At 63.4% G+C, this 20,705-nt stretch carries 13 protein-coding genes, 3 rRNA genes and 1 pseudogene; 11 read left to right on the forward strand and 6 right to left on the reverse strand.

The features are described from left to right. Positions 1-18 precede the first annotated feature (18 nt). Positions 19-1,533, forward strand: a complete 1,515-nt coding sequence (locus tag AC6JAC_RS16480; RefSeq protein ID WP_497965490.1) for an aldehyde dehydrogenase family protein — start codon at positions 19-21, stop codon at positions 1,531-1,533. Positions 1,534-1,539: 6 nt separating this feature from the next. Continuing rightward, positions 1,540-1,866: a ferredoxin gene (fdxA, locus tag AC6JAC_RS16485; RefSeq protein WP_497965492.1), complete on the forward strand. Its 327-nt coding sequence runs from the start codon at positions 1,540-1,542 to the stop codon at positions 1,864-1,866. Positions 1,867-1,947: 81 nt separating this feature from the next. On the opposite strand, the gene AC6JAC_RS16490 is transcribed toward fdxA, so the two are convergent. Continuing rightward, on the reverse strand, positions 1,948-3,333 hold the full coding sequence (locus AC6JAC_RS16490; RefSeq protein WP_497965494.1) for a phenylacetate--CoA ligase family protein: 1,386 nt from the start codon (positions 3,331-3,333) through the stop codon (positions 1,948-1,950). A 251-nt stretch (positions 3,334-3,584) separates the two neighbouring features. Between AC6JAC_RS16490 and AC6JAC_RS16495 the strand changes: the two genes are divergently transcribed. Continuing rightward, on the forward strand, positions 3,585-5,018 hold the full coding sequence (locus AC6JAC_RS16495) for a flotillin family protein (protein WP_028270546.1): 1,434 nt from the start codon (positions 3,585-3,587) through the stop codon (positions 5,016-5,018). Beyond that, complete coding sequence (locus AC6JAC_RS16500; RefSeq protein WP_043438172.1) at positions 5,011-5,259, forward strand: NfeD C-terminal domain-containing protein; 249 nt, start codon at positions 5,011-5,013, stop codon at positions 5,257-5,259. The genes AC6JAC_RS16495 and AC6JAC_RS16500 overlap by 8 nt, the downstream gene beginning before the upstream one ends. 25 nt (positions 5,260-5,284) lie before the next feature. Here AC6JAC_RS16500 and AC6JAC_RS16505 read toward each other — a convergent pair whose 3' ends face one another. Next, on the reverse strand, positions 5,285-5,464 hold the full coding sequence (locus AC6JAC_RS16505; protein WP_347899698.1) for a hypothetical protein: 180 nt from the start codon (positions 5,462-5,464) through the stop codon (positions 5,285-5,287). A 159-nt stretch (positions 5,465-5,623) separates the two neighbouring features. Between AC6JAC_RS16505 and AC6JAC_RS16510 the strand changes: the two genes are divergently transcribed. From AC6JAC_RS16510 to AC6JAC_RS16535, 6 genes and pseudogenes are all read left to right on the forward strand, one after another. After that, positions 5,624-6,637 carry a hypothetical protein gene (locus AC6JAC_RS16510; RefSeq protein WP_497965497.1) on the forward strand — a complete coding sequence of 338 codons (1,014 nt, stop codon included), beginning with the start codon at positions 5,624-5,626 and terminating at the stop codon, positions 6,635-6,637. 90 nt (positions 6,638-6,727) lie between these two features. Further along, positions 6,728-7,111, forward strand: a complete 384-nt coding sequence (locus AC6JAC_RS16515) for a hypothetical protein (RefSeq protein ID WP_497965499.1) — start codon at positions 6,728-6,730, stop codon at positions 7,109-7,111. A 160-nt stretch (positions 7,112-7,271) separates the two neighbouring features. Next, complete coding sequence (locus tag AC6JAC_RS16520; protein WP_497965501.1) at positions 7,272-8,489, forward strand: glycosyltransferase family 4 protein; 1,218 nt, start codon at positions 7,272-7,274, stop codon at positions 8,487-8,489. Next, positions 8,486-9,881: pseudogene (locus tag AC6JAC_RS16525) on the forward strand (UDP-glucose dehydrogenase family protein). The gene AC6JAC_RS16520 and the pseudogene AC6JAC_RS16525 overlap by 4 nt, the downstream one beginning before the upstream one ends. 190 nt (positions 9,882-10,071) lie before the next feature. Beyond that, positions 10,072-10,389 carry a hypothetical protein gene (locus AC6JAC_RS16530; protein WP_497965503.1) on the forward strand — a complete coding sequence of 106 codons (318 nt, stop codon included), beginning with the start codon at positions 10,072-10,074 and terminating at the stop codon, positions 10,387-10,389. Positions 10,390-10,498: 109 nt separating this feature from the next. Next, the gene (locus AC6JAC_RS16535; RefSeq protein ID WP_497965505.1) at positions 10,499-12,643 is read left to right on the forward strand and encodes a putative bifunctional diguanylate cyclase/phosphodiesterase; all 2,145 of its coding nucleotides are present in this window, start codon (positions 10,499-10,501) and stop codon (positions 12,641-12,643) included. A 4-nt stretch (positions 12,644-12,647) separates the two neighbouring features. Here AC6JAC_RS16535 and AC6JAC_RS16540 read toward each other — a convergent pair whose 3' ends face one another. Then, the gene (locus AC6JAC_RS16540; RefSeq protein ID WP_497965507.1) at positions 12,648-13,487 is read right to left on the reverse strand and encodes an SDR family NAD(P)-dependent oxidoreductase; all 840 of its coding nucleotides are present in this window, start codon (positions 13,485-13,487) and stop codon (positions 12,648-12,650) included. A gap of 241 nt (positions 13,488-13,728) precedes the next feature. Here AC6JAC_RS16540 and AC6JAC_RS16545 point away from each other — a divergent pair, with 241 nt between their 5' ends. After that, positions 13,729-14,070: a YciI family protein gene (locus AC6JAC_RS16545; RefSeq protein ID WP_497965509.1), complete on the forward strand. Its 342-nt coding sequence runs from the start codon at positions 13,729-13,731 to the stop codon at positions 14,068-14,070. An 86-nt stretch (positions 14,071-14,156) separates the two neighbouring features. On the opposite strand, the gene rrf is transcribed toward AC6JAC_RS16545, so the two are convergent. From rrf to AC6JAC_RS16560, 3 genes are all read right to left on the reverse strand, one after another. Continuing rightward, positions 14,157-14,273, reverse strand: a 5S ribosomal RNA gene (gene rrf, locus AC6JAC_RS16550). Positions 14,274-14,503: 230 nt separating this feature from the next. Continuing rightward, positions 14,504-17,629 (reverse strand): 23S ribosomal RNA (locus tag AC6JAC_RS16555). A gap of 540 nt (positions 17,630-18,169) precedes the next feature. Then, positions 18,170-19,695 (reverse strand): 16S ribosomal RNA (locus tag AC6JAC_RS16560). Together the 16S, 23S and 5S rRNA genes form the textbook arrangement of a ribosomal RNA operon. Positions 19,696-20,705: the final 1,010 nt, after the last annotated feature.

The raw sequence follows: 20,705 nt of genomic DNA on the forward strand, positions 1-20,705 counted from the left end.
GATTCCCAAAGGAACCCCATGACTTCCACTGCCACCGACGCCACCACCCCCACTTCCACCGGCCGCGAACTCATCACCGCCCGGCACCTCATCAACGGCGAATGGCTGGGCGAGGCGGACACCGAGCGGATGAACCCGGCCCGCCCGGGCGAACTCGCAGCACTCTCCCCCAGCGGCACCGCCGCGGACGTGGACGCCGCCATCACGGCCGCCGCGGCAGCGCAGCCGGGATGGGCAGCACTGCCCGCCCCCTCCCGCGGCGCCATCCTCATCACCGCCGGCAACCTGCTGATCGACCGCCAGAGCGCCATCGCCGAAGACCTGGTCCGTGAGGAAGGCAAGACCCTCGCCGAGGCCAAGGGCGAGGTCAAGCGCGCCTCGGACGTGCTGCGCTTCTTCGGCTCGCTCGGCTGGGCCGCCACCGGCGAAGTGCTGCCCAGCGGCCTGCCGGACACCACCATCACCACCCGCCGCGAGGCCCTGGGCGTCGTGGGGCTGATCACGCCGTGGAACTTCCCCATCGCCATCCCGGCCTGGAAATCGGCCCCGGCCCTGATCAGCGGCAACGCCGTGGTCATCAAGCCTGCCGAGCTCACCCCGCTCTCCGCCACGCACCTGGCCCGGGCGCTGCAGGACGCCGGACTCCCCGCCGGCGTGTTCAACGTGGTGCACGGCAAGGGCCGCGTGGTGGGCGACGCCCTGGCCCGCGACCCGCGCATCGCCGGGCTCTCCTTCACCGGGTCCACCAACGTGGGGCTGGGCCTGCAGGAGATCCTGAACGCCCGCCGCGCCCGGGTGCAGCTGGAGATGGGCGGCAAGAACGGCGTCCTGGTGCTCGACGATGCCGACGCCCGCAAGGCCGCCACAGTGGTGGCCGCCGGCGCGTTCGGTCTCACCGGCCAGGCCTGCACCGCAACCTCCCGCGTCTACGTCACCCCGGGCATCCGCGCCGCGTTCCTTGACGCGCTCACCGAGGAAGCCGCCGCGTACACTCCCGGTGACGGCATGGACGCTGATGGTCCGGACGCTGTCCGGATGGGGGCCGTGGTGAGCAGCCAGCAGTTCGCGCAGAACACCGCGGCGGTGCGTTCCGCCGTCGAACGCGGAGCCACCCTGCTGGCCGGCTCCGGGATCCTGGACGAAACGCACGACGGCGACGCGGACCGTCCGCTGCACTTCCCGGCTGCCGTGCTGACGGACCTGCCGTTCGACGACGACGCCGTGACCGAGGAAATCTTCGGGCCCGTGGTGGCGGTCCTCGAAGTGGCCGACTATGAAGCCGGACTGGCCGCGATCAACGACTCCCGCTACGGCCTCACTGCAGGCATCTGCACCGATTCGCTGAAGCTCGCCACCGACTTCGCCGCGCGGGCCCAGGCCGGCGTGGTCAAGGTCAACCGGCCGACGGCGGGCCTGGACCTGAATGTGCCGTTCGGCGGTGTAAAGGACTCCTCCACCAACACGTTCCGCGAGCAGGGAAAGTCCGCGCTGGACTTCTTCACCTGGGTCAAAACCGTTTACACGGGCGTGTAGCGCACCATGACGTATGTGATCGCCCAGCCTTGCGTGGATGTGAAGGATAAAGCCTGCATCGAGGAATGCCCGGTGGACTGCATCTACGAGGGTGAACGCTCGCTGTACATCCACCCGTCCGAATGCGTGGACTGCGGAGCGTGCGATCCGGTGTGTCCGGTGGAGGCGATCTACTATTCGGACGACATTCCCGACGAGTGGGCCGACTACATCCGGGCCAACGTGGAGTTCTTCGAGGAACTGGGGTCGCCGCAGGGCGCCTCACCCTTGGGCAACCTGGGCCGCGACCACCCTGTGGTGGCCCAGGTCCCGGAGCCAGAGCACGCCCACTAATCCAGCGCGAACGGACAGTTGCGGCCCCGCTTTTTGGGGCCGCAACTGTCCGTTCGCGCTCCACCCGCCCCTCCCGTCAGCTCACCGCACGGACCAGACCTGCCGGAACTTGCCGCTGCGGTCCGGCCGGGGCAGCTCGTCCGCATGCTCAACCGCCACCGGTCCGGCGCCAACGGCGGCGAAGTACTCGTCCAACCGCTCCGTCACCGCCGTGCGTACCCCGGCCAAGGCTGCACCCGGCAGGATCTCGAGCCGGACCGTCAGGTTCCCCGGTCCAGTGCGGATGGCCTGGAACCTGCGCACTCCGGGTGTCTCCTCGATCACCGTGCCGAGTGCGAGCGGCAGGACTGTCACGGCGCTCCCGTCCGCTGCCGCAAAGGAGACAAGGTCCCCCGTCCGGCCGTCGATGCTCACGGCCGGAAACGGGCTGCCGCACGGGCACGGTTCCGTGGCGAGCGTGACCCGGTCCCCGAGGTCGTAGCGGATCAGCGGCTGCACCCGGTTGGCCAGGTTGGTGACGAGCACCGTGTGGGAGGTGGTGCCGGCCGGGACCGGCGCGTAGTCCGCGTCCACGGGCTCGAGGATGTACCAGTCCGTATTGACGTGGAAGGCGCCGTGCCGGCACTGGCTGGTCAGCGCCGGGACCTCCGAGGAAAGATAGCGCTGGGTGACCCGGCAGCCGAACGCCGCTTCGATGGCTGCCTGTCCGCTGGCGGACAGGTTCTCGCCGGAACAAATGACCAGCACGGGCCGGATCCTGAGCCGCCCGGCCTTTTGCTCCGCGGCCAGCTGGATCACCGCGCTCGGATAGCCGAAGAGCAGGGTCGGCTTGAAAGTGTTCAGTTCCGCCACCAGCTCGGACAACGGCCTCAGCACCGAGAAGACCCTGAGACGCCGCGCAATGGCGGGGGCCCGCCGTCGGGCGTTTTCGGTCAAAACGACGCCGGCGAAGTGGCCGCCAGACGCCACGAGGGCCGCCGCCCGCAGCCCCCGGAACAGGAAGTCCCGCACTTCCGAAGCCCTCACCAGATTGCGGCGTTCCCGGATCCGGACCACCACGTTCACCATCACCCAGGAGAACCGGTCATGGATCAGGACGGCCGGCTCACCTGATGTGCCGGACGTGGTCACCACCAGGTACTGCCCGCGGTAGAGGCTGCCCAGCCGTGACAGGTCGGAGAGCAGTTCCGACTTCAGCTTCGCCAACGTGATGTGCGGGTCCGTCACCCAGTCGTCGAAGTTCGCCATCAGGTCCCGTTTGCCCACCGGCGGCAGCTGGGCCGGCTCGTTGACCGTGTCCGCGAGATCCCGGTAGAGGCGGCGGTAGTACGGCGAGGCGGACCGGGCGAACTCCACGAGTGCCGAAAGCCGGGCCTGCTGCAGGCGGTTGAACGCCTCCGGCCCGCCGCGCTCAGCCCGCCAGGTCTCCCACGCGACCCGGAGGGCCCATCCGGAAATTCCACGCATGGCAAATGTCCTCTCCGGATCAGACCTCGGACCCATGTCCCACCCTTCCACAGCTGCGGGCACCACAACAGGGGCCTTTCTCCCCCTGTCCCGCCGAATTGCTGGACTTCACGGCAGGCGCCGATCAGACTGTCTACAACAGCTGGCCCAGCCGTCCGGAATTACGCGCATTCCGGCCTTCCAGGAACGACCAGCTGGAATATTGGGGCTTTACCGAAATGCCTGATCCACATCCTCGAAAGGACCTGGCCATGCCGGATCTATCAGCATTCTTCCCGCTAATTGCCGCCATCATCGGCGCGGTTCTCATCGTCGGCTTTATCTGGGTGGCAATAAAGCTGATGTGGAAGGTGGCTGAACCCAACGAGGCCCTGATCATCTCCGGATTGACCCGTGGAACCTTGGAAACACGGGCCGGAATGGACTTCAAGATTGTCACCGGCAAGGGTGCGCTGGTCTTTCCCGGGCTTCAGACAGTACGGACCCTGTCACTCACGCTGAACGAAACTGAGCTCAAAGTTTCCTGTGTTACCTCGCAGGGCATACAGGTAATTGTGGAGGGTGTTGTTATTTACAAAATCGGCGATGCCCCGCCCTTCATTGCAAATGCAGCCAGGCGCTTTCTGGGCCAGCAGCCCAAAATGGAAAGCCAGGTCTATAACGTCTTTGAAGGGCACCTGAGGTCGATCATCGGCAGCATGACCGTGGAGGAAATCATCCGCGAGCGGGACAAGCTCGGTTCGCAGGTCCGCAGCGCCAGCGGCGTGGAGATGGAGAAGCTGGGCCTGGTTGTGGATTCGCTCCAGATCAAGGACCTGCAAGACCCCACGGGCTACATCCAGAACATCGCCAAGCCGCACATCGCCCAGGTGAAGATGGAAGCCCGCATCGCCGAGGCCACCAGGAACCGTGAGGCTGCGGAGAAGGAAGCGGAGGCAGCGGCGCTCATTGCTGATGCCCAGAGTGTTTCGGCCATCCGGCAGTCCGTGGCGCAGGCCAATGCCGAACGGGCCAAGGCCAACGCCGCCCAGGCGGGGCCGCTGGCGGATGCAACCGCGCGGCAGCAGGTGGTGGTCCAGGAAACCGAGGTGGCCAAGCTTGAGGCCGACCGGGAAGAGCAGAAGCTCCAGACCACCATCCGCAAGCCCGCCGACGCCAAGGCCTACGCCAAGCGGACGGACGCCGAGGGCCAGAAGGCGGCGGACATCAGTGCCGCCGAGGCGCTGGCCCGCCGCACCGAACTCGAAGCCCAGGTGAACGCCCGCCGGACGGAACTCCAGGCGCAGGCAAATGCCACCGCAGCTGCGGCCGCGGCAGGGGCGACCAAGGTCACCGGCGAGGCGGAAGCCGCGGCCACCCGGGCGCGCGGTGATGCTGCCGCGTCGGCCATCAAGGCGAAGGCGCTGGCGGAGGCGGAGGGCATCAAGGCACGGGCCGAGGCCCTGGGAACCAACCAGGACGCCGTCATTTCGCAGCAGCTCGCCGAGAACATGCCGGCCATCATCGCTGCTGCGGCGGAACCGTTCTCGCACGTGGGACAGATGACGGTGCTCAACGGCGGGGAAGGCGTCAACAAGATGCTCGGCGGCATCCTCGCCCAGGTGGGCGACTACCTCCCGGCCCTCTCTTCGGCGCTGAGAAACACCCGGGAAGGCAAACGTCCGGCGAAAGCCCCTGATGCGTAAGGACGTCGACCGTAGCCTTACCGGCAAGATCGGCCGGGTGACCGGACGCATCGGCCCGGGCACCATCGGCGAAGTCATGCTGCCCTACCTCGGCGGCACCATGGCCTTCCATGCCCACCCGTTCGACAAGACCAGCGTGTATGCAGTGGGCGACGAGGTGCTGGTGATCTATTTTGATCCGCCGCAGACCGTCTATGTGGACGAACTGCCGGAGGTGTTAAGGCACGACGGCGGGCGCTGAGTCCCGCTTCAGGCGCCAGCCTGGGTCAGAACCGCCAGATGGAGTACGGAACACTGGGCAGGTTGCCCGCCATCCAGGGCCGCTCGGACTCTTCCCGCGGCAGGATCCCGCGGCCGTCGCGCAGGACCACCACCACCGTGCCGATCACCCCCAGCAGGGCAACGACGGCAAGGAAAATCAGGACGACGACGATTGGCCCGGACATCTCTGGAACACCTCTAACACCAATTTTACGGCGCCCCGTTTCAGCTGCCGAGCGCGAAGGTCTGGACGGTCAGACAGCTCCGGGCGTATCCTGATTTTCCATTGCCTCTGGGGGGTGATCTGGATGGTGCGTACTTTCCGTGATCGTTGCCGGTCTTCCGTGCGCCCGCTCCTGCTCGCCGTCGTTCTGACAGGTTCCTGGCTGGCGTTGGCCGCCGGCCCGGCGAATGCCGCCTCTGACGCTCCGGACCCGCTGGGCGGGATCGGGCAGGCCGCTGCATCGCTCGTCCGGGACATCGTTCCGGCCGCGGTGCCGCACACCGGTCAGGAATCCCCCGAACCTCCCGTTCAGGCTGTCCGGGACGTTCCAGCTCCCGCCGTCACTGTGCCGTTGCCGGCCGTCCGCACCGCTGAGACCGTCGTGGACGTTGTGGATCCTGTGCTCAGCGGGACATCTCAAGTGGTCAGCGACTTGATGGACACGGCCGCTCCGCTGCTTCCGGCCGCTCCGCTGCTTCCGGCCGCGCCGCTCGTCAAAACGGTCACAGATACGGTGACCGGCACTGTGGACAAGACCGTCTCCGTGGTGGATTCCCTGGCGTCCACGCTGCCGGACCTTCATGTGCCGGCGGTGCCATTTCCGACGGACCCGGTGTCCACTCTTCCACGGCCACAGGTCCCGCCCCAGGTTCCAGGGCAGAAGCCGGACAAGGCCGTGCCCGGTCACTCACGCGGTACCCGGCTTCCGGCGTCGGACGTTCGCTCACAACCGGCGGCCGCTGCCGGCGGCGTGGAGGCAGCCTCCCGCTCAGGCGCGGGGCAGCCCGCAGGATTCCCCGCTGTTCCGCAGCTGGTCAGGAGCGCGCTTTCTCCGTTGCAGTTCCTGGCGAATACACACGGAGCGCGAGTGCTGGCAGCAACCGTCGGTTACTTGGTTTCCGCCGGGCCGACGCCGGCCGAGGAACCGGCGCGCGACGCGGGGCTCCGATTCGCCGGCGTCCAGAACCAGTCCGGCTCCGCGTCCTCTGGCACGGGCAGCGCCGGTGCCGAGGCGTCGGGCGACGTCGACGGGTTCTGGAATCCGCTGCACGATGCCAGCCGCTGCCTCGTGCCGGACGCCGCCCTGATCCTCGCCGCGGGCCCGTCATTTGATCCGGGGTCTTCCCCCGACTGAGCAGGTCACCTCTGCGCTTTTCCAGGCAGAACATGGCCACCACCGACGCCATCGGCGTACGGAAATCAAAACTCAGTCAGGAGAAAAGTCATGTCCGTCAGCACCCAGCTCTTCAGCGCCACCGATATTGTCCGCTCAGCACCCGCCCAGTCACGCATCGGCAACTGGCCCGACCCCATGAACGCCCGCATCGGTTGGTGGCCCGACGCCACGCAGGACCGCATCGGCAACTGGCCCGACCCCATGAACGCCCGCATCGGTTGGTGGCCCGACGCCACGCAGGACCGCATCGGCAACTGGCCCGACCCCATGAACGCCCGCATCGGTTGGTGGCCCGACGCCACGCAGGACCGCATCGGCAACTGGCCCGACCCCATGAACGCCCGCATCGGTTGGTGGCCCGACGCCATGCAGGACCGCATCGGCAACTGGCCGGACCCCATGGGCCGGGCGGGTTCGGCGGCAGGCCGCTGATCATCAGGCCGGTCCGGATGCTGTCCCTTGTCTGCCTGGGGGTGTCAAGGGGCAGCGTCCGGGCCCTGTGAAGTTGCCGGGCCCCGCTGTTAACCCAACCTTCCCTTGCCCGTCATGCCCGCTCCCCCTCGGCGCAACGCACCGCCCGCACCGTGGAGGGGTGAGGATCGCAATTGTTGCTGAATCATTCCTGCCACTGATGAACGGGGTGACACACTCCATCCTTCGGGTGCTTGAGCATCTGCAGGAGAGGGGCGATGACGTGATGGTGATCGCCCCGTCGACACAGGACACAGAGGTCCTGGACGTGGTGCACGGCGCGTTCGTGCACCGGCTTCCGTCCGTGCCGCTGGCCGGGTACACGAACGTGCGGGTGGCGTTGGGCGGTGTGAACCGGGTCAAGAGAATCCTTGCCGATTACGCGCCGGACGTTGTCCACCTCGCATCCCCGTTCGTGCTTGGCTGGCGGGCGGTGCAGGCGGCCCACCAACTGGGCATTCCCACGGTGGCGATCTACCAGACCGAGGTGCCCAGCTACGCGGCGCGCTACGAAGTGCCGTTCATGGAGAACTGGGCCTGGAACCGGGTGGAGAACATCCACTTGCTGGCTTCCCGGACGCTGGTGCCGTCCACTTTCGCGCTGAACCAACTGCGCGGCCGCGGGGTATTGCGGGTGGACATGTGGCGGCGCGGTGTGGATACCGCGCGGTTTGCGCCGGGAAAGCGCGACGACGGGTGGCGGGCATCCGTCGCCCCGGACGGCGAGCGGATCATCGGCTATGTGGGCCGGCTGGCCGTTGAAAAGCAGGTGGAGGACCTGGCCGTGCTGGCCGACGTGCCGGGCACCCGGCTGGTGATCGTTGGCGACGGTCCGCAGCGCGAGTCGCTGCAGGAAGCCCTGCCGAACGCCGTGTTTGCGGGGTTCCTGGGCGGCGAGCAGCTGGCCAGGGCGGTGGCGTCCTTCGACCTGTTCGTGCATCCGGGCGAGTTCGAGACCTTCTGCCAGACCATCCAGGAGGCCATGGCATCGGGTGTGCCGGTGGTGGCCACGGGCCGTGGCGGCCCGCTGGATCTGGTGGAGAATTCCCGCACCGGCTGGCTGTACAAACCGGGCGACCTTGCCGGGCTGCGTGCCCATGTCATGGACCTGATGGGCGACGACGCCAAGCGCCGCGCGTTTGCCGCGGCAGCCCACGCGTCGGTCCAGGGACGGACGTGGCCGGCGTTGAGCGCGGAGCTGGTCCGCCATTACCGCGCGGTGATCGCCGGTGACGCAGTGGTTGAGCCTGCCGGCACCAGACGAGCGGTTGAGCCTGTCAGCACCACCCGAGTCCCGGTGGTTGAGCCTGTCGAAACCCAACGAGGAGCAATACTGTGAAAATTTCCGTCATCGGCTGCGGCTACCTTGGCGCAGTTCACGCGGCAACGCTGGCGTCGATGGGCCACACCGTGGTGGGCATAGACGTCGACGCCGCCAAGGTGGAGCAGCTGGCCCGCGGTTTCGCACCGTTTTTCGAGCCGGGCCTGGACGAGCTGCTCCATGATGGCCGGGCCACGGGCCTGCTTACGTTCTCCACGGATTTCGCGGATGCCGCCGGCGCCGAGGTGCACTTCCTCTGTGTTGGCACCCCGCAGTCCAAGACGTCCGGCGGCGCCGACCTCAGCTACCTGCTCGCCGCCACCGAAAGCCTCCGTCCGCACCTGGGCCGGGGCTCCGCCGTCGTGGGTAAGTCCACGGTGCCGGTGGGGACGGTCGAGATGCTGGCCGGCATCCTGTCCGGGCGCCCGGATGTGCTGCTCGGCTGGAACCCGGAGTTCCTGCGGCAGGGCACGGCCGTGAAGGATTCGCTGGTGCCGGACCGCCTGGTCTACGGTGTGCCGGGCGGCAGCGCTGCCGCGTTCCACCGGACAAGCGGCGCCGGCCGCGGTGTGACGGCGGCCCTGGATGCCGTCTACGAGCCGCTGCTGCGCACCGGAATTCCGCGGCTGGTGAGCAACTTTGCCACCGCGGAACTGATCAAGTCGGCGTCGAACGCTTACCTGGCCACGAAGGTTAGCTTCATCAATGCGATGGCCGAGCTGTGCGATGCCTCCGGCGCGGACGTCACCGAACTGGGTGAGGCGATGGGGCTGGATCCGCGGATCGGCAGCCGGTACCTGCATGCCGGGCTGGGCTTCGGCGGCGGCTGCCTGCCCAAGGACATCCGCAGCTTCCGGGCCCAGGCCGCGGCGCTGGGTGTGGGATCGGTGGACGACTGGATGGGCACGGTGGATGCCACCAACCTAAGCCAGCGGTCGAGGACGGCGGACATCGCCCGCGAGCTCTGCGGCGGCAGCCTGGCCGGGCGGACGGTGACGGTGCTGGGTGCTGGGTGCGGCGTTCAAGCCGGACACGGACGATATCCGCGACTCCCCTGCCTTGGACGTGGCCCTGCAGTTGGCAGAAGCCGGCGCACATGTGACCGTGACGGATCCGAAGGCGATCAACAATGCCTGGATGCGTTACCCGCAGCTGCGGTTCGAAGCCTCCAAGGACCGGGCGCTTGAGGGCGCCGAGCTGGTGCTGCTGCTGACGGAATGGGACGAATACCGGACGCTGTCGCCGGCGGATGCAGGGGCGCTGGTACGACGGCGGACGGTGCTGGACGCACGCAATGTGCTGGACGCTGCGGCCTGGCAGGCGGAAGGCTGGACGGTCCGCGGCTTGGGGACGGGGCTCGCTGCGGGTGCCGTGACCCCGCTGGATGTGGCGCCGCCGCAATCGCGGTGATCAGCGTCAAGACTGCCAAACGGGTTTTTGGTCGCCTACCCCGTGTCCCCGGCTGACCGCGTGATTGGCGTCCGGCGTGAGTGGCCGAGGACGCGATCGGCGGACGGGTCCGGTGCCCACACGCGGCAGGGAAGCATCTTTCGCCACCTCTGGTCCAGACTTCTAAGTGTACTTATTATAGAAGCAAGGCATGCCGAGCCCCGAACGCGGGGCAATCAGGTTTGGGGGCGAAGTTCCGGTGGACCAGGCGACGATCGTCAGTTACGCCGCCGGCTACCTTGCGGCCATCATCCTGGCTTTCCTGACCCTGCTGCCAGTCCTGATTCCCGCCGCGCTGCTCCTGGTCGTGGCGGGGTTGGTACAACTCCTCCTGCTGGGGGTGCGGGCACTAGCCCTTGGCCTGTATCGGTTCACGGCGGAGCTGTTCCACGCCCTGGCGCGGGCGATCAAGGCCCGCGGGGATGGACCGCCCGGGAGCCACGGCGCCCGTCGTCTCCATTTGCACTGACGTCATTTGCCATGTGACAAGCGCTTCTTCCCAACGCCCTTTATGATGTGCGGAGGGGAGGACATTCCATGAAGCACATGCGGTCTCATTTTCTTTTTAGGGTGCTGTGATGGCGCCGCAGCAGGGCCAGGAACCGGAGGCGGTGTCCGGCTGGGATTACCAGGCCATCGTCGATTCACTGCCCGATGCCGTGTTAGTCATCGGGGAATCCGGCACGATCTGTTTCATGAACAGTGCTGCGGAGCGCATGTTCGGCTACCCCCGCGCTGAGCTCGTGGGCCGCGACCACCGGACAATCCTGGCAGAGGGCTTCCGCGAGGGGTTCCAACGCCTGTTCAACGGCATGCGCCGCGTCGGCGGCACAGCTGACAACCCGCCGTTTGAGGCCTACGGCCTTCGACGCGACGGCACGGAGATCCACGGCGAGGTGGCCTGCGCCTTGCTCCGCTCACAGACCGGAATGTCCATGACGGTGACGGTCCGCGCCGCGCGCCCGCGCGACGAGGCCGACGACGGACTCCGGGAGGCGGTCTCCCTGCTGAGTGCCACCCTTGAGTCGACGGCCGACGGCATTCTCGTTGTCGGAACGGACGGCCAAATCGCCGGAGTCAACGAGCAGTTCGTGTCCATGTGGGGCATTCCCCGCGGGCTTCTGACCACGCACGATGATAAGGCGGTGATCGGCTATGTGCTCGGGCTCCTGAAGAATCCTCAAGGGTTCCTGGATAAAGTGCAGGAGCTCTATGCCGACCCGCTGGCTGAGAGCAACGACGTTCTGGAGTTCCTCGATGGACGGACCTTCGAGCGGTACTCCCGTCCGCAGAAGGTGGCGGACAAGGTGGTGGGCCGCGTCTGGAGCTTCCGCGACGTGACCCCCAGGCTTGCTGCCCAGGACCAGGCGAAGCGGGCCATGGCCGATCTGGCCGAGCAGGCAGCCCAGCTCAAGGCCCTGGCGTTCCAGGACCCCCTGACCGGGCTTGCCAACCGCAAGCTGTTCCATGACCAGCTGGCTGAATCGCTCCGGGAAGGCCCGGCCGGGACCGTGGATGTCCTGCTGCTGGATCTGGACGATTTCAAGGAAGTCAACGACATCCTTGGCCACCATGCCGGTGACGAGATGCTGACCGAAGTGGCACGCAGGCTGAGGTCCTGCGTCCGTCCTGACGACACCGTGGCCCGTCTCGGCGGAGACGAGTTCGTGGTCCTGCTGACCGGCTCCCCTGAACCGGATGCTGTGGCGGAGCGCATCGTGGCGTCCTTGAATGTCCCCATGTGGATCGACGGAACCATGCTTCGTCCCAGCCTCAGCCTGGGCCTGGCCTCCGCGGGCCAGGACGGGGTGGCTGCTTCCGAACTGCTCCGACAGGCCGACGTCGCCATGTACGCAGCCAAGGCGGCGGGAAAGAACCGGTACATGAGGTTCGAACCGGCCATGATGACGGCGCTGGTCCAGCGGACGGACATGGAGGCCGGCCTCCGTCTTGCCGTCGACGCCGGGCAGATCATGGTCCACTACCAGCCGGTGATTTCGCCGAAAATTGGCGCCGTGGTGCAGTTTGAAGCCCTGGCCCGGTGGAAACGCGACGGTGAGATGATTCCGCCCGGACAGTTCATTCCGACCGCAGAACGCAGCGGCCTGATCTCGGCCATTGGCATGCAGGTCATGCGGCACAGTTTCATTGAGCTGCAGCCCTGGCTGGCTGAAGATCCCGGACGCTCTGTTGCCGTCAACATTTCGGGAGTTCAGCTCAAGGACTGCCAGTTCGCCGAGAATGTCTTGCAGCTGGCAGCCTCCTGCGCGGCGGATCTGCGGCAGCTGGTCCTGGAAGTGACGGAGAGCGTCTTCTTTGATCCCGACGCGCACGTGATCCGGCAACTCAACACGCTCCGCGATGCCGGCGTTCGTGTGGCGCTGGACGACTTCGGCACCGGCTACTCCTCACTGGGGCGGTTGCAGGAACTTCCGGTGGACGCGGTGAAGATAGACCGTTCCTTCGTGTCCATGGTCCGTACCGGAGCGGAGAAACTGCCCATCCTGAACTCAATGATCAACATGGCCCACAGCCTGGGCCTGACCGTGACAGCGGAAGGAATCGAGACCGGGGCCCAGGCCGGTTACCTGATCAACCTGAACTGCGACTCCTTGCAGGGGTATCTGTTTTCCCATCCGGAACCGGAATCAGGGTTGGAGCTCTCGCTGCTCCGCTCGGCGGATGCCATTGACGAGCTGCAGGGCGTTCACCTCGAGGCCTGAGTGTCTAGCTACGCTGGTCGATCTTGTCACTGCTGACCAGCGCCTCACTGCGGTCCCACAGTTGCCGGGCCAGCCCGGCGTCGTAGGCCTGCTTGTTGGCTTTGGCCAGCGCCCGCTTGGCATAGTAGGCGCCGGAGACCCAGTCCTGTCCCGGCGTGGTGGTGGCAAGCCATACGAGGGTGTCGGCGCCCTGATCGGGGGTGAGCATGAACCGCTTGATGAATGTCTTATAGGCGAAACGGAACCAGCTGGTCGATTCTGCGGCGAAGTTGGTGGCGACGCCGCCCGGGTGGAAGGCGGCTGTGGCGATTCCGGCGGCGTTGTACCGGTGATGCAGCTCGGTGGTGAAGAGGATGTTTTCGAGCTTGGCGGTGCCGTAGGCCTTGTTGGTGGAGTACTTGCCGGCTGCGTCCAGGTCCTCAAGGTCCACGTGACCGAACGCATTGGCGGCGCTCGACGTGTTGATGACTGTCGCAGTGCTTGCCGTCAGCACGTCCATGAGCTCGTTGGTCAGCAGGAACGGCGCCAGGTGGTTCACTTGGAACGTCTTCTCGTGGCCGTCCACGGTCAGCTCACGCTTGCCCATGATCCCGCCGGCGTTGTTCGCCAGCACGTCGATCCGCGGGTACTTCTCTTTCAGCTGTGCCGCCAGTGTGCGCACCTGGGACAGGTCAGCGAAATCGCTGACGAAGTAGTCAGCGCCGATCTCCCGTGCCACCGCCTCGGTCTTCGCCGCGGAACGCCCGACGACGACCACCCGCTCCCCTGCCTTGGCCAGCGTCCGCGCGGCGGAAGCGCCGATGCCGTCGCTCGCTCCGGTGATAACGATGGTTCGTGCCGTCATGAAGTGTCTCGCAATCGTTGATGGAGCGTGCCGATGGCCGGCGTCCCGAAGCCCCGTGGGTACAACGAAGGTGGAGCACCAGGTGTTCCGCCCCCGCACGCTCTCTCACTTCCTGCGGGTTTTTCCCGGACGCTCTCTCTTGACCAACTATCGGGGGCTGGGGCCATAATCGTCTGGACACCAGGGCGGAGCCGCAGAGACGAGGCGACGGTTGGCGACGCCGGAGCAGAGGAGTTCTCGAATGACGAAGTACCTGATCTCGTTCCCCGGTGAGGCAATGGTGATCCCCGAGGGGGACTTCGAGTCGGTGGTCGAAGCCTCACATGCAGTCATCGAGGAGGCCAAGGCGGCGGGTGTCTACGTCTTCGGCGGCGGGATCAATGAGGGCGTGGACCCGGTTCTCGTGGCCGGTGACGGAAGCGTCACCGAAGGTACGTACCCAGGCCACAAGGTGCCCAACGGCGGCTACACCATTCTCGAGCTGCCCTCGCGGGAGTCGGCACTTGAGTGGGCCGCGAAAATCGCCGTCGCCTGCCGCTGCTCGCAAGAGGTCCGGGAGTTCCAGTACGACCCGGCCAGCTGAGCTCGACTGACGGCAACGGCGTGGTGTGTGGTGGTTAAAGTGGGAGAGCCCCAACCGTGTGGTTGGGGCTCTCGACCTGAATGGTGTTCCGGCGGTGACCTACTCTCCCACACCCTCCCGGGTGCAGTACCATCGGCGCTGTGGGTCTTAGCTTCCGGGTTCGGAATGGGACCGGGCGTTTCCCCCACGCTATGACCGCCGTAACCCTTGCTCCGCACCGGCCGGCCCCGTGGGGGTGGTGGTGGGAAATCTGGTGGTTACAACTTTTCTGCGGTGTTAAGGCAGTTGTGGTGTTGTTATTTTGTTGTGTTTTGTTCCTGCAACGCAACGGGTTTGTTGGTTGGGAACCACATAGTGGACGCAAGCAGTCTTGTTTCTTTGTACCACCCCCTGGGTGCAAACCCCTTTTGAAGTCGGGTTTGCGGGGTGGTGTGTGGTGTAAGTTATCGGCCTATTAGTACCGGTCAGCTTCACGAGTCGTTAGTCCTCGCTTCCACATCCGGCCTATCAACCCAGTGGTCTGGCTGGGGGCCTCTCACACACAAGGTGTATGGAAATCTCATCTCGAAGCGAGCTTCCCGCTTAGATGCTTTCAGCGGTTATCCCATCCGAACGTAGCTAATCAGCGGTGCACTTGGCAGTACAACTGACACACCAGAGGTTCGTCCGTCCCGGTCCTCTCGTACTAAGGACAGCCCTTCTCAAATTTCCTGCGCGCGCAGCGGATAGGGACCGAACTGTCTCACGACGTTCTAAACCCAGCTCGCGTACCGCTTTAATGGGCGAACAGCCCAACCCTTGGGACCTACTCCAGCCCCAGGATGCGACGAGCCGACATCGAGGTGCCAAACCATGCCGTCGATATGGACTCTTGGGCAAGATCAGCCTGTTATCCCCGAGGTACCTTTTATCCGTTGAGCGACGGCCATTCCACAATGTACCGCCGGATCACTAGTCCCGACTTTCGTCCCTGCTCGAGATGTCTCTCTCACAGTCAAGCTCCCTTGTGCACTTACACTCGACACCTGATTGCCAACCAGGCTGAGGGAACCTTTGGGCGCCTCCGTTACTTTTTAGGAGGCAACCGCCCCAGTTAAACTACCCATCAGGCACTGTCCCTGACCCGGATTACGGGCCGAAGTTAGATGTCCAAAGTGACCAGAGTGGTATTTCAACGATGACTCCACCCGAACTGGCGTCCGGGCTTCAACGTCTCCCACCTATCCTACACAAGCCACTCCGAACACCAATACCAAACTATAGTAAAGGTCTCGGGGTCTTTCCGTCCTGCTGCGCGTAACGAGCATCTTTACTCGTACTGCAATTTCGCCGAGTTTATGGTTGAGACAGCGGGGAAGTCGTTACTCCATTCGTGCAGGTCGGAACTTACCCGACAAGGAATTTCGCTACCTTAGGATGGTTATAGTTACCACCGCCGTTTACTGGGGCTTAAATTCTCAGCTTCGCCTTGCGGCTAACCGGTCCTCTTAACCTTCCAGCACCGGGCAGGAGTCAGTCCGTATACATCGTCTTGCGACTTCGCACGGACCTGTGTTTTTAGTAAACAGTCGCTTCCCCCTGGTCTCTGCGGCCCCGATCCCCTCCCACCAGCGTGTGGTGTTCAAGGTTGGGGCCCCCCTTCTCCCGAAGTTACGGGGGCATTTTGCCGAGTTCCTTAACCATAATTCTCTCGATCGCCTTAGTATTCTCTACCTGATCACCTGTGTCGGTTTGGGGTACGGGCGGCTAAAACCTCGCGTCGATGCTTTTCTAGGCAGCATAGGATCACCGAATCCCCCCATACGGGGGTCCCGTCAGGTCTCAGGCATCATGAACGGCGGATTTGCCTACCGTTCGCCCTACATCCTTGGACCGGGACAACCATCGCCCGGCTCGGCTACCTTCCTGCGTCACACCTGTTAATACGCTTACCTCCCAGGATCAGGTCCCGCGCTCCACCAAAAACCGCACACCACAAGGGTGATTGGTCAGGCTTCGGGCAGTTAGTATCCCCTGTTCAGCATGGGCGGTTTTTCGCCGGTACGGGAATATCAACCCGTTGTCCATCGACTACGCCTGTCGGCCTCGCCTTAGGTCCCGACTTACCCAGGGCAGATTAGCTTGACCCTGGAACCCTTGATCATTCGGCGGACGGGTTTCTCACCCGTCTTTCGCTACTCATGCCTGCATTCTCACTCGTGTAGGCTCCACCGCTGGTTTACACCGCGACTTCACTGCCCACACGACGCTCCCCTACCCATCCACACTCCTGAACCACAAAGGCTTGGATAAAATGTGAATGCCACAACTTCGGCGGTGTACTTGAGCCCCGCTACATTGTCGGCGCGGAATCACTTGACCAGTGAGCTATTACGCACTCTTTTAAGGATGGCTGCTTCTAAGCCAACCTCCTGGTTGTCTTCGCAACTCCACATCCTTTCCCACTTAGCACACGCTTAGGGGCCTTAGTTGGTGGTCTGGGCTGTTTCCCTCTCGACTATGAAGCTTATCCCCCACAGTCTCACTGCTGCGCTCTCACTTACCGGCATTCGGAGTTTGGCTGACGTCAGTAACCTTGTAGGGCCCATTAGCCATCCAGTAGCTCTACCTCCGGTAAGAAACACGCAACGCTGCACCTAAATGCATTTCGGGGAGAACCAGCTATCACGAAGTTTGATTGGCCTTTCACCCCTACCCACAGCTCATCCCCTCCATTTTCAACTGAAGTGGGTTCGGTCCTCCACGACGTCTTACCGTCGCTTCAACCTGGCCATGGGTAGATCACTTCGCTTCGGGTCTAGATCACGCCACTGCAACGCCCTATTCAGACTCGCTTTCGCTACGGCTGCCCCACACGGGTTAACCTCGCGACGTAACACTAACTCGCAGGCTCATTCTTCAAAAGGCACGCCGTCACCAGAATCAGACTGGCTCCGACGGATTGTAAGCACACGGTTTCAGGTACTGTTTCACTCCCCTCCCGGGGTACTTTTCACCTTTCCCTCACGGTACTGGTCCGCTATCGGTCATTAGGGAGTATTTAGGCTTATCAGGTGGTCCTGACAGATTCGCACGGGATTTCTCGGGCCCCGTGCTACTTGGGATACTTCCCAGGCGGTACACAACATTACGGTTACGGGGCTCACACCCTCTCTGGCCGGCCTTTCAAGACCGTTCACCTATGCCTGCACATCACACCTCGCTGTCCCGGCAGAGACAGCACGGAAAGTCCCGCAACCCCGACCATGCAACGCCCGCCGGCTATCACACATGGAACGGTTTAGCCTGATCCGCGTTCGCTCGCCACTACTAACGGAATCACTATTGTTTTCTCTTCCTGCGGGTACTGAGATGTTTCACTTCCCCGCGTTCCCTCCACGCACCCTATGTGTTCAGATGCGGGTCACCAGGCAGCTCGCGCCCCTGGCGGGGTTTCCCCATTCGGACACCCTGGGATCACAGTCCGGTTATCGACTCCCCCAGGCTTATCGCAGATTCCTACGTCCTTCTTCGGCTCCTAATGCCAAGGCATCCACCGTGTGCTCTTAAAAACTTGACCACAAAAGATCAAAAAACTAATTTTCGAGAGAACCACGAAAACCAACCACACCCAACAACCACACCCCCAAAGGAATGCCATCATCACGCGCAGCCAGATCCAGGTTCATATTCTTGGAAATTGCTTCTTATAAAAGATGCTCGCGTCCACTATGTAGTTCTCAAACAACAACCCCGTACCACACACCCCACACACACCCGCCCCAAAGGGACCAGGCAACCATGCGATCGATGCAGCCAGGAAACCAGAAACAAACAAGTACCGGAACCACAGCACAAAGCCGCGGAAACCGGTCCTGTTGTCTCAGGACCCAACAGTGTGCCAAACACTAAACCGCCGCCCCCTCACCCGCACCGTTCCAGGACACGCTCCGAAGAACAGGTCCGTACTGGGTGCCGGCAAAAAACCAGCGGCCGCTATTTGTTGATATTCCACCCGTGAGCACCCGCCGCAGAACAATCGTCTGCGCAACGGGCGTTACTCCTGACAAACCCGCCACACTCACATACATGAGGCACGGTGCTTGTAGGTGCTCCTTAGAAAGGAGGTGATCCAGCCGCACCTTCCGGTACGGCTACCTTGTTACGACTTAGTCCCAATCGCCAGTCCCACCTTCGACAGCTCCCTCCCACAAGGGGTTAGGCCACCGGCTTCGGGTGTTACCAACTTTCGTGACTTGACGGGCGGTGTGTACAAGGCCCGGGAACGTATTCACCGCAGCGTTGCTGATCTGCGATTACTAGCGACTCCGACTTCATGGGGTCGAGTTGCAGACCCCAATCCGAACTGAGACCGGCTTTTTGGGATTAGCTCCACCTCACAGTATCGCAACCCTTTGTACCGGCCATTGTAGCATGCGTGAAGCCCAAGACATAAGGGGCATGATGATTTGACGTCGTCCCCACCTTCCTCCGAGTTGACCCCGGCAGTCTCCCATGAGTCCCCGCCATTACGCGCTGGCAACATGGAACGAGGGTTGCGCTCGTTGCGGGACTTAACCCAACATCTCACGACACGAGCTGACGACAACCATGCACCACCTGTGAACCGGCCCCAAAGGGGAAGGACTGTTTCCAGCCCGGTCCGGCCCATGTCAAGCCTTGGTAAGGTTCTTCGCGTTGCATCGAATTAATCCGCATGCTCCGCCGCTTGTGCGGGCCCCCGTCAATTCCTTTGAGTTTTAGCCTTGCGGCCGTACTCCCCAGGCGGGGCACTTAATGCGTTAGCTACGGCGCGGAAAACGTGGAATGTCCCCCACACCTAGTGCCCAACGTTTACGGCATGGACTACCAGGGTATCTAATCCTGTTCGCTCCCCATGCTTTCGCTCCTCAGCGTCAGTTAATGCCCAGAGACCTGCCTTCGCCATCGGTGTTCCTCCTGATATCTGCGCATTTCACCGCTACACCAGGAATTCCAGTCTCCCCTACATCACTCTAGTCTGCCCGTACCCACCGCAGATCCGGAGTTGAGCCCCGGACTTTCACGGCAGACGCGACAAACCGCCTACGAGCTCTTTACGCCCAATAATTCCGGATAACGCTTGCGCCCTACGTATTACCGCGGCTGCTGGCACGTAGTTAGCCGGCGCTTCTTCTGCAGGTACCGTCACTTTCGCTTCTTCCCTACTGAAAGAGGTTTACAACCCGAAGGCCGTCATCCCTCACGCGGCGTCGCTGCATCAGGCTTTCGCCCATTGTGCAATATTCCCCACTGCTGCCTCCCGTAGGAGTCTGGGCCGTGTCTCAGTCCCAGTGTGGCCGGTCACCCTCTCAGGCCGGCTACCCGTCGTCGCCTTGGTGAGCCATTACCTCACCAACAAGCTGATAGGCCGCGAGTCCATCCAAAACCACAAAAAGCTTTCCACCCCCCACCATGCGATGAGGAGTCATATCCGGTATTAGACCCAGTTTCCCAGGCTTATCCCAGAGTTAAGGGCAGGTTACTCACGTGTTACTCACCCGTTCGCCACTAATCACCCCAGCAAGCTGGAGGTCATCGTTCGACTTGCATGTGTTAAGCACGCCGCCAGCGTTCATCCTGAGCCAGGATCAAACTCTCCGTTGAAGTAAAACAAAAACAGACACACCATGCGCCCCCGGGAAAACGGGATACACACAATGCACAAAATTTGAAACCAGCTGTAAAAACCAGACCATCCACGGGGTGGACAATCCAGTCAATTCAACCAATTCAATACAAAAAATTGGTATCAACAAACTTGGCACACTATTGAGTTCTCAAACAACAGACACACCCGGCACCACCACAACCAGACCAACAGGCCATTCAGTCGCGGATCGCTCCGGAGCAACTTTCCAAACTTACCCGATCCCGGGAAGCTTTGCAAACCGGCGTTTCCGCCAACCACAAGCGCCACAGGAAGGATCCCCACCCGGTTTCCGCACGCCAGTAAAGACGCCGTTTTTCAGGCCATTCAGAAGGGGGTCGGTCGCTATCTTTCCGCATCAGCGGCGGCGACTCGAATTACTTTACACGCCCAGAGGACCCCGCACAAATCCACCCCCAACACCACACCCACACCACCAAAAACCCCGCAAACACACGGAAACCCAACCCTCCTCACCGCCCCAAAAGGCCAAGTGGCCGCCGTCGGACTTTTATGGAGTGGGTCACACCCGGCTATCTGTCCCCTGGCAGCGCCTGCACCTGCAGGTACGGTCTATGTCCTACACCCACTCCTTAGGGGTAGGGAGTCCCGATCGTCGTCACCATGTAATTCCAGGGCCGCGGCCACAGCGTCAGGCTGGGCAGTCCGAGCCTCCCATTGACGGCGTCGAGCTCGAAGCGGCCGGCGTCGAGCGCCTTCGCCCGTACACCGGTCTCAAACCAGATGGGAGCCTCGCAAAACTGCGGGACGGTGGTTGTTTCCCCACGGGTCCGGCCGCAAAAACAGATGGTGCCGGACGCTGAGCCGTCCGGACACCTCCAGCATTGTTGCAGACTGCGGAGGCAAACCAGATGTCAGCCGCTGTACCGGCGGAAAAATTACGTACGACGCCGGGACGCCGGCTCGCGCTGCCGGCATGAAGGCCGCTGTCCAGGCGCCATCCAAG

The organism is Arthrobacter sp. KUASC02, from assembly GCF_059739395.1.

Excerpts from the sequence above, each read along its gene's own strand:
- AC6JAC_RS16480 (WP_497965490.1), top strand. The coding sequence starts at position 19 with ATGACTTCCACTGCCACCGACGCCACCACCCCCACTTCCACCGGCCGC.
- fdxA (WP_497965492.1), top strand. The coding sequence starts at position 1,540 with ATGACGTATGTGATCGCCCAGCCTTGCGTGGATGTGAAGGATAAAGCC.
- AC6JAC_RS16490 (WP_497965494.1), bottom strand. The coding sequence starts at position 3,333 with ATGCGTGGAATTTCCGGATGGGCCCTCCGGGTCGCGTGGGAGACCTGG.
- AC6JAC_RS16495 (WP_028270546.1), top strand. The coding sequence starts at position 3,585 with ATGCCGGATCTATCAGCATTCTTCCCGCTAATTGCCGCCATCATCGGC.
- AC6JAC_RS16500 (WP_043438172.1), top strand. The coding sequence starts at position 5,011 with ATGCGTAAGGACGTCGACCGTAGCCTTACCGGCAAGATCGGCCGGGTG.
- AC6JAC_RS16505 (WP_347899698.1), bottom strand. The coding sequence starts at position 5,464 with ATGTCCGGGCCAATCGTCGTCGTCCTGATTTTCCTTGCCGTCGTTGCC.
- AC6JAC_RS16515 (WP_497965499.1), top strand. The coding sequence starts at position 6,728 with ATGTCCGTCAGCACCCAGCTCTTCAGCGCCACCGATATTGTCCGCTCA.
- AC6JAC_RS16530 (WP_497965503.1), top strand. The coding sequence starts at position 10,072 with ATGCCGAGCCCCGAACGCGGGGCAATCAGGTTTGGGGGCGAAGTTCCG.
- AC6JAC_RS16535 (WP_497965505.1), top strand. The coding sequence starts at position 10,499 with ATGGCGCCGCAGCAGGGCCAGGAACCGGAGGCGGTGTCCGGCTGGGAT.
- AC6JAC_RS16540 (WP_497965507.1), bottom strand. The coding sequence starts at position 13,487 with ATGACGGCACGAACCATCGTTATCACCGGAGCGAGCGACGGCATCGGC.
- AC6JAC_RS16545 (WP_497965509.1), top strand. The coding sequence starts at position 13,729 with ATGACGAAGTACCTGATCTCGTTCCCCGGTGAGGCAATGGTGATCCCC.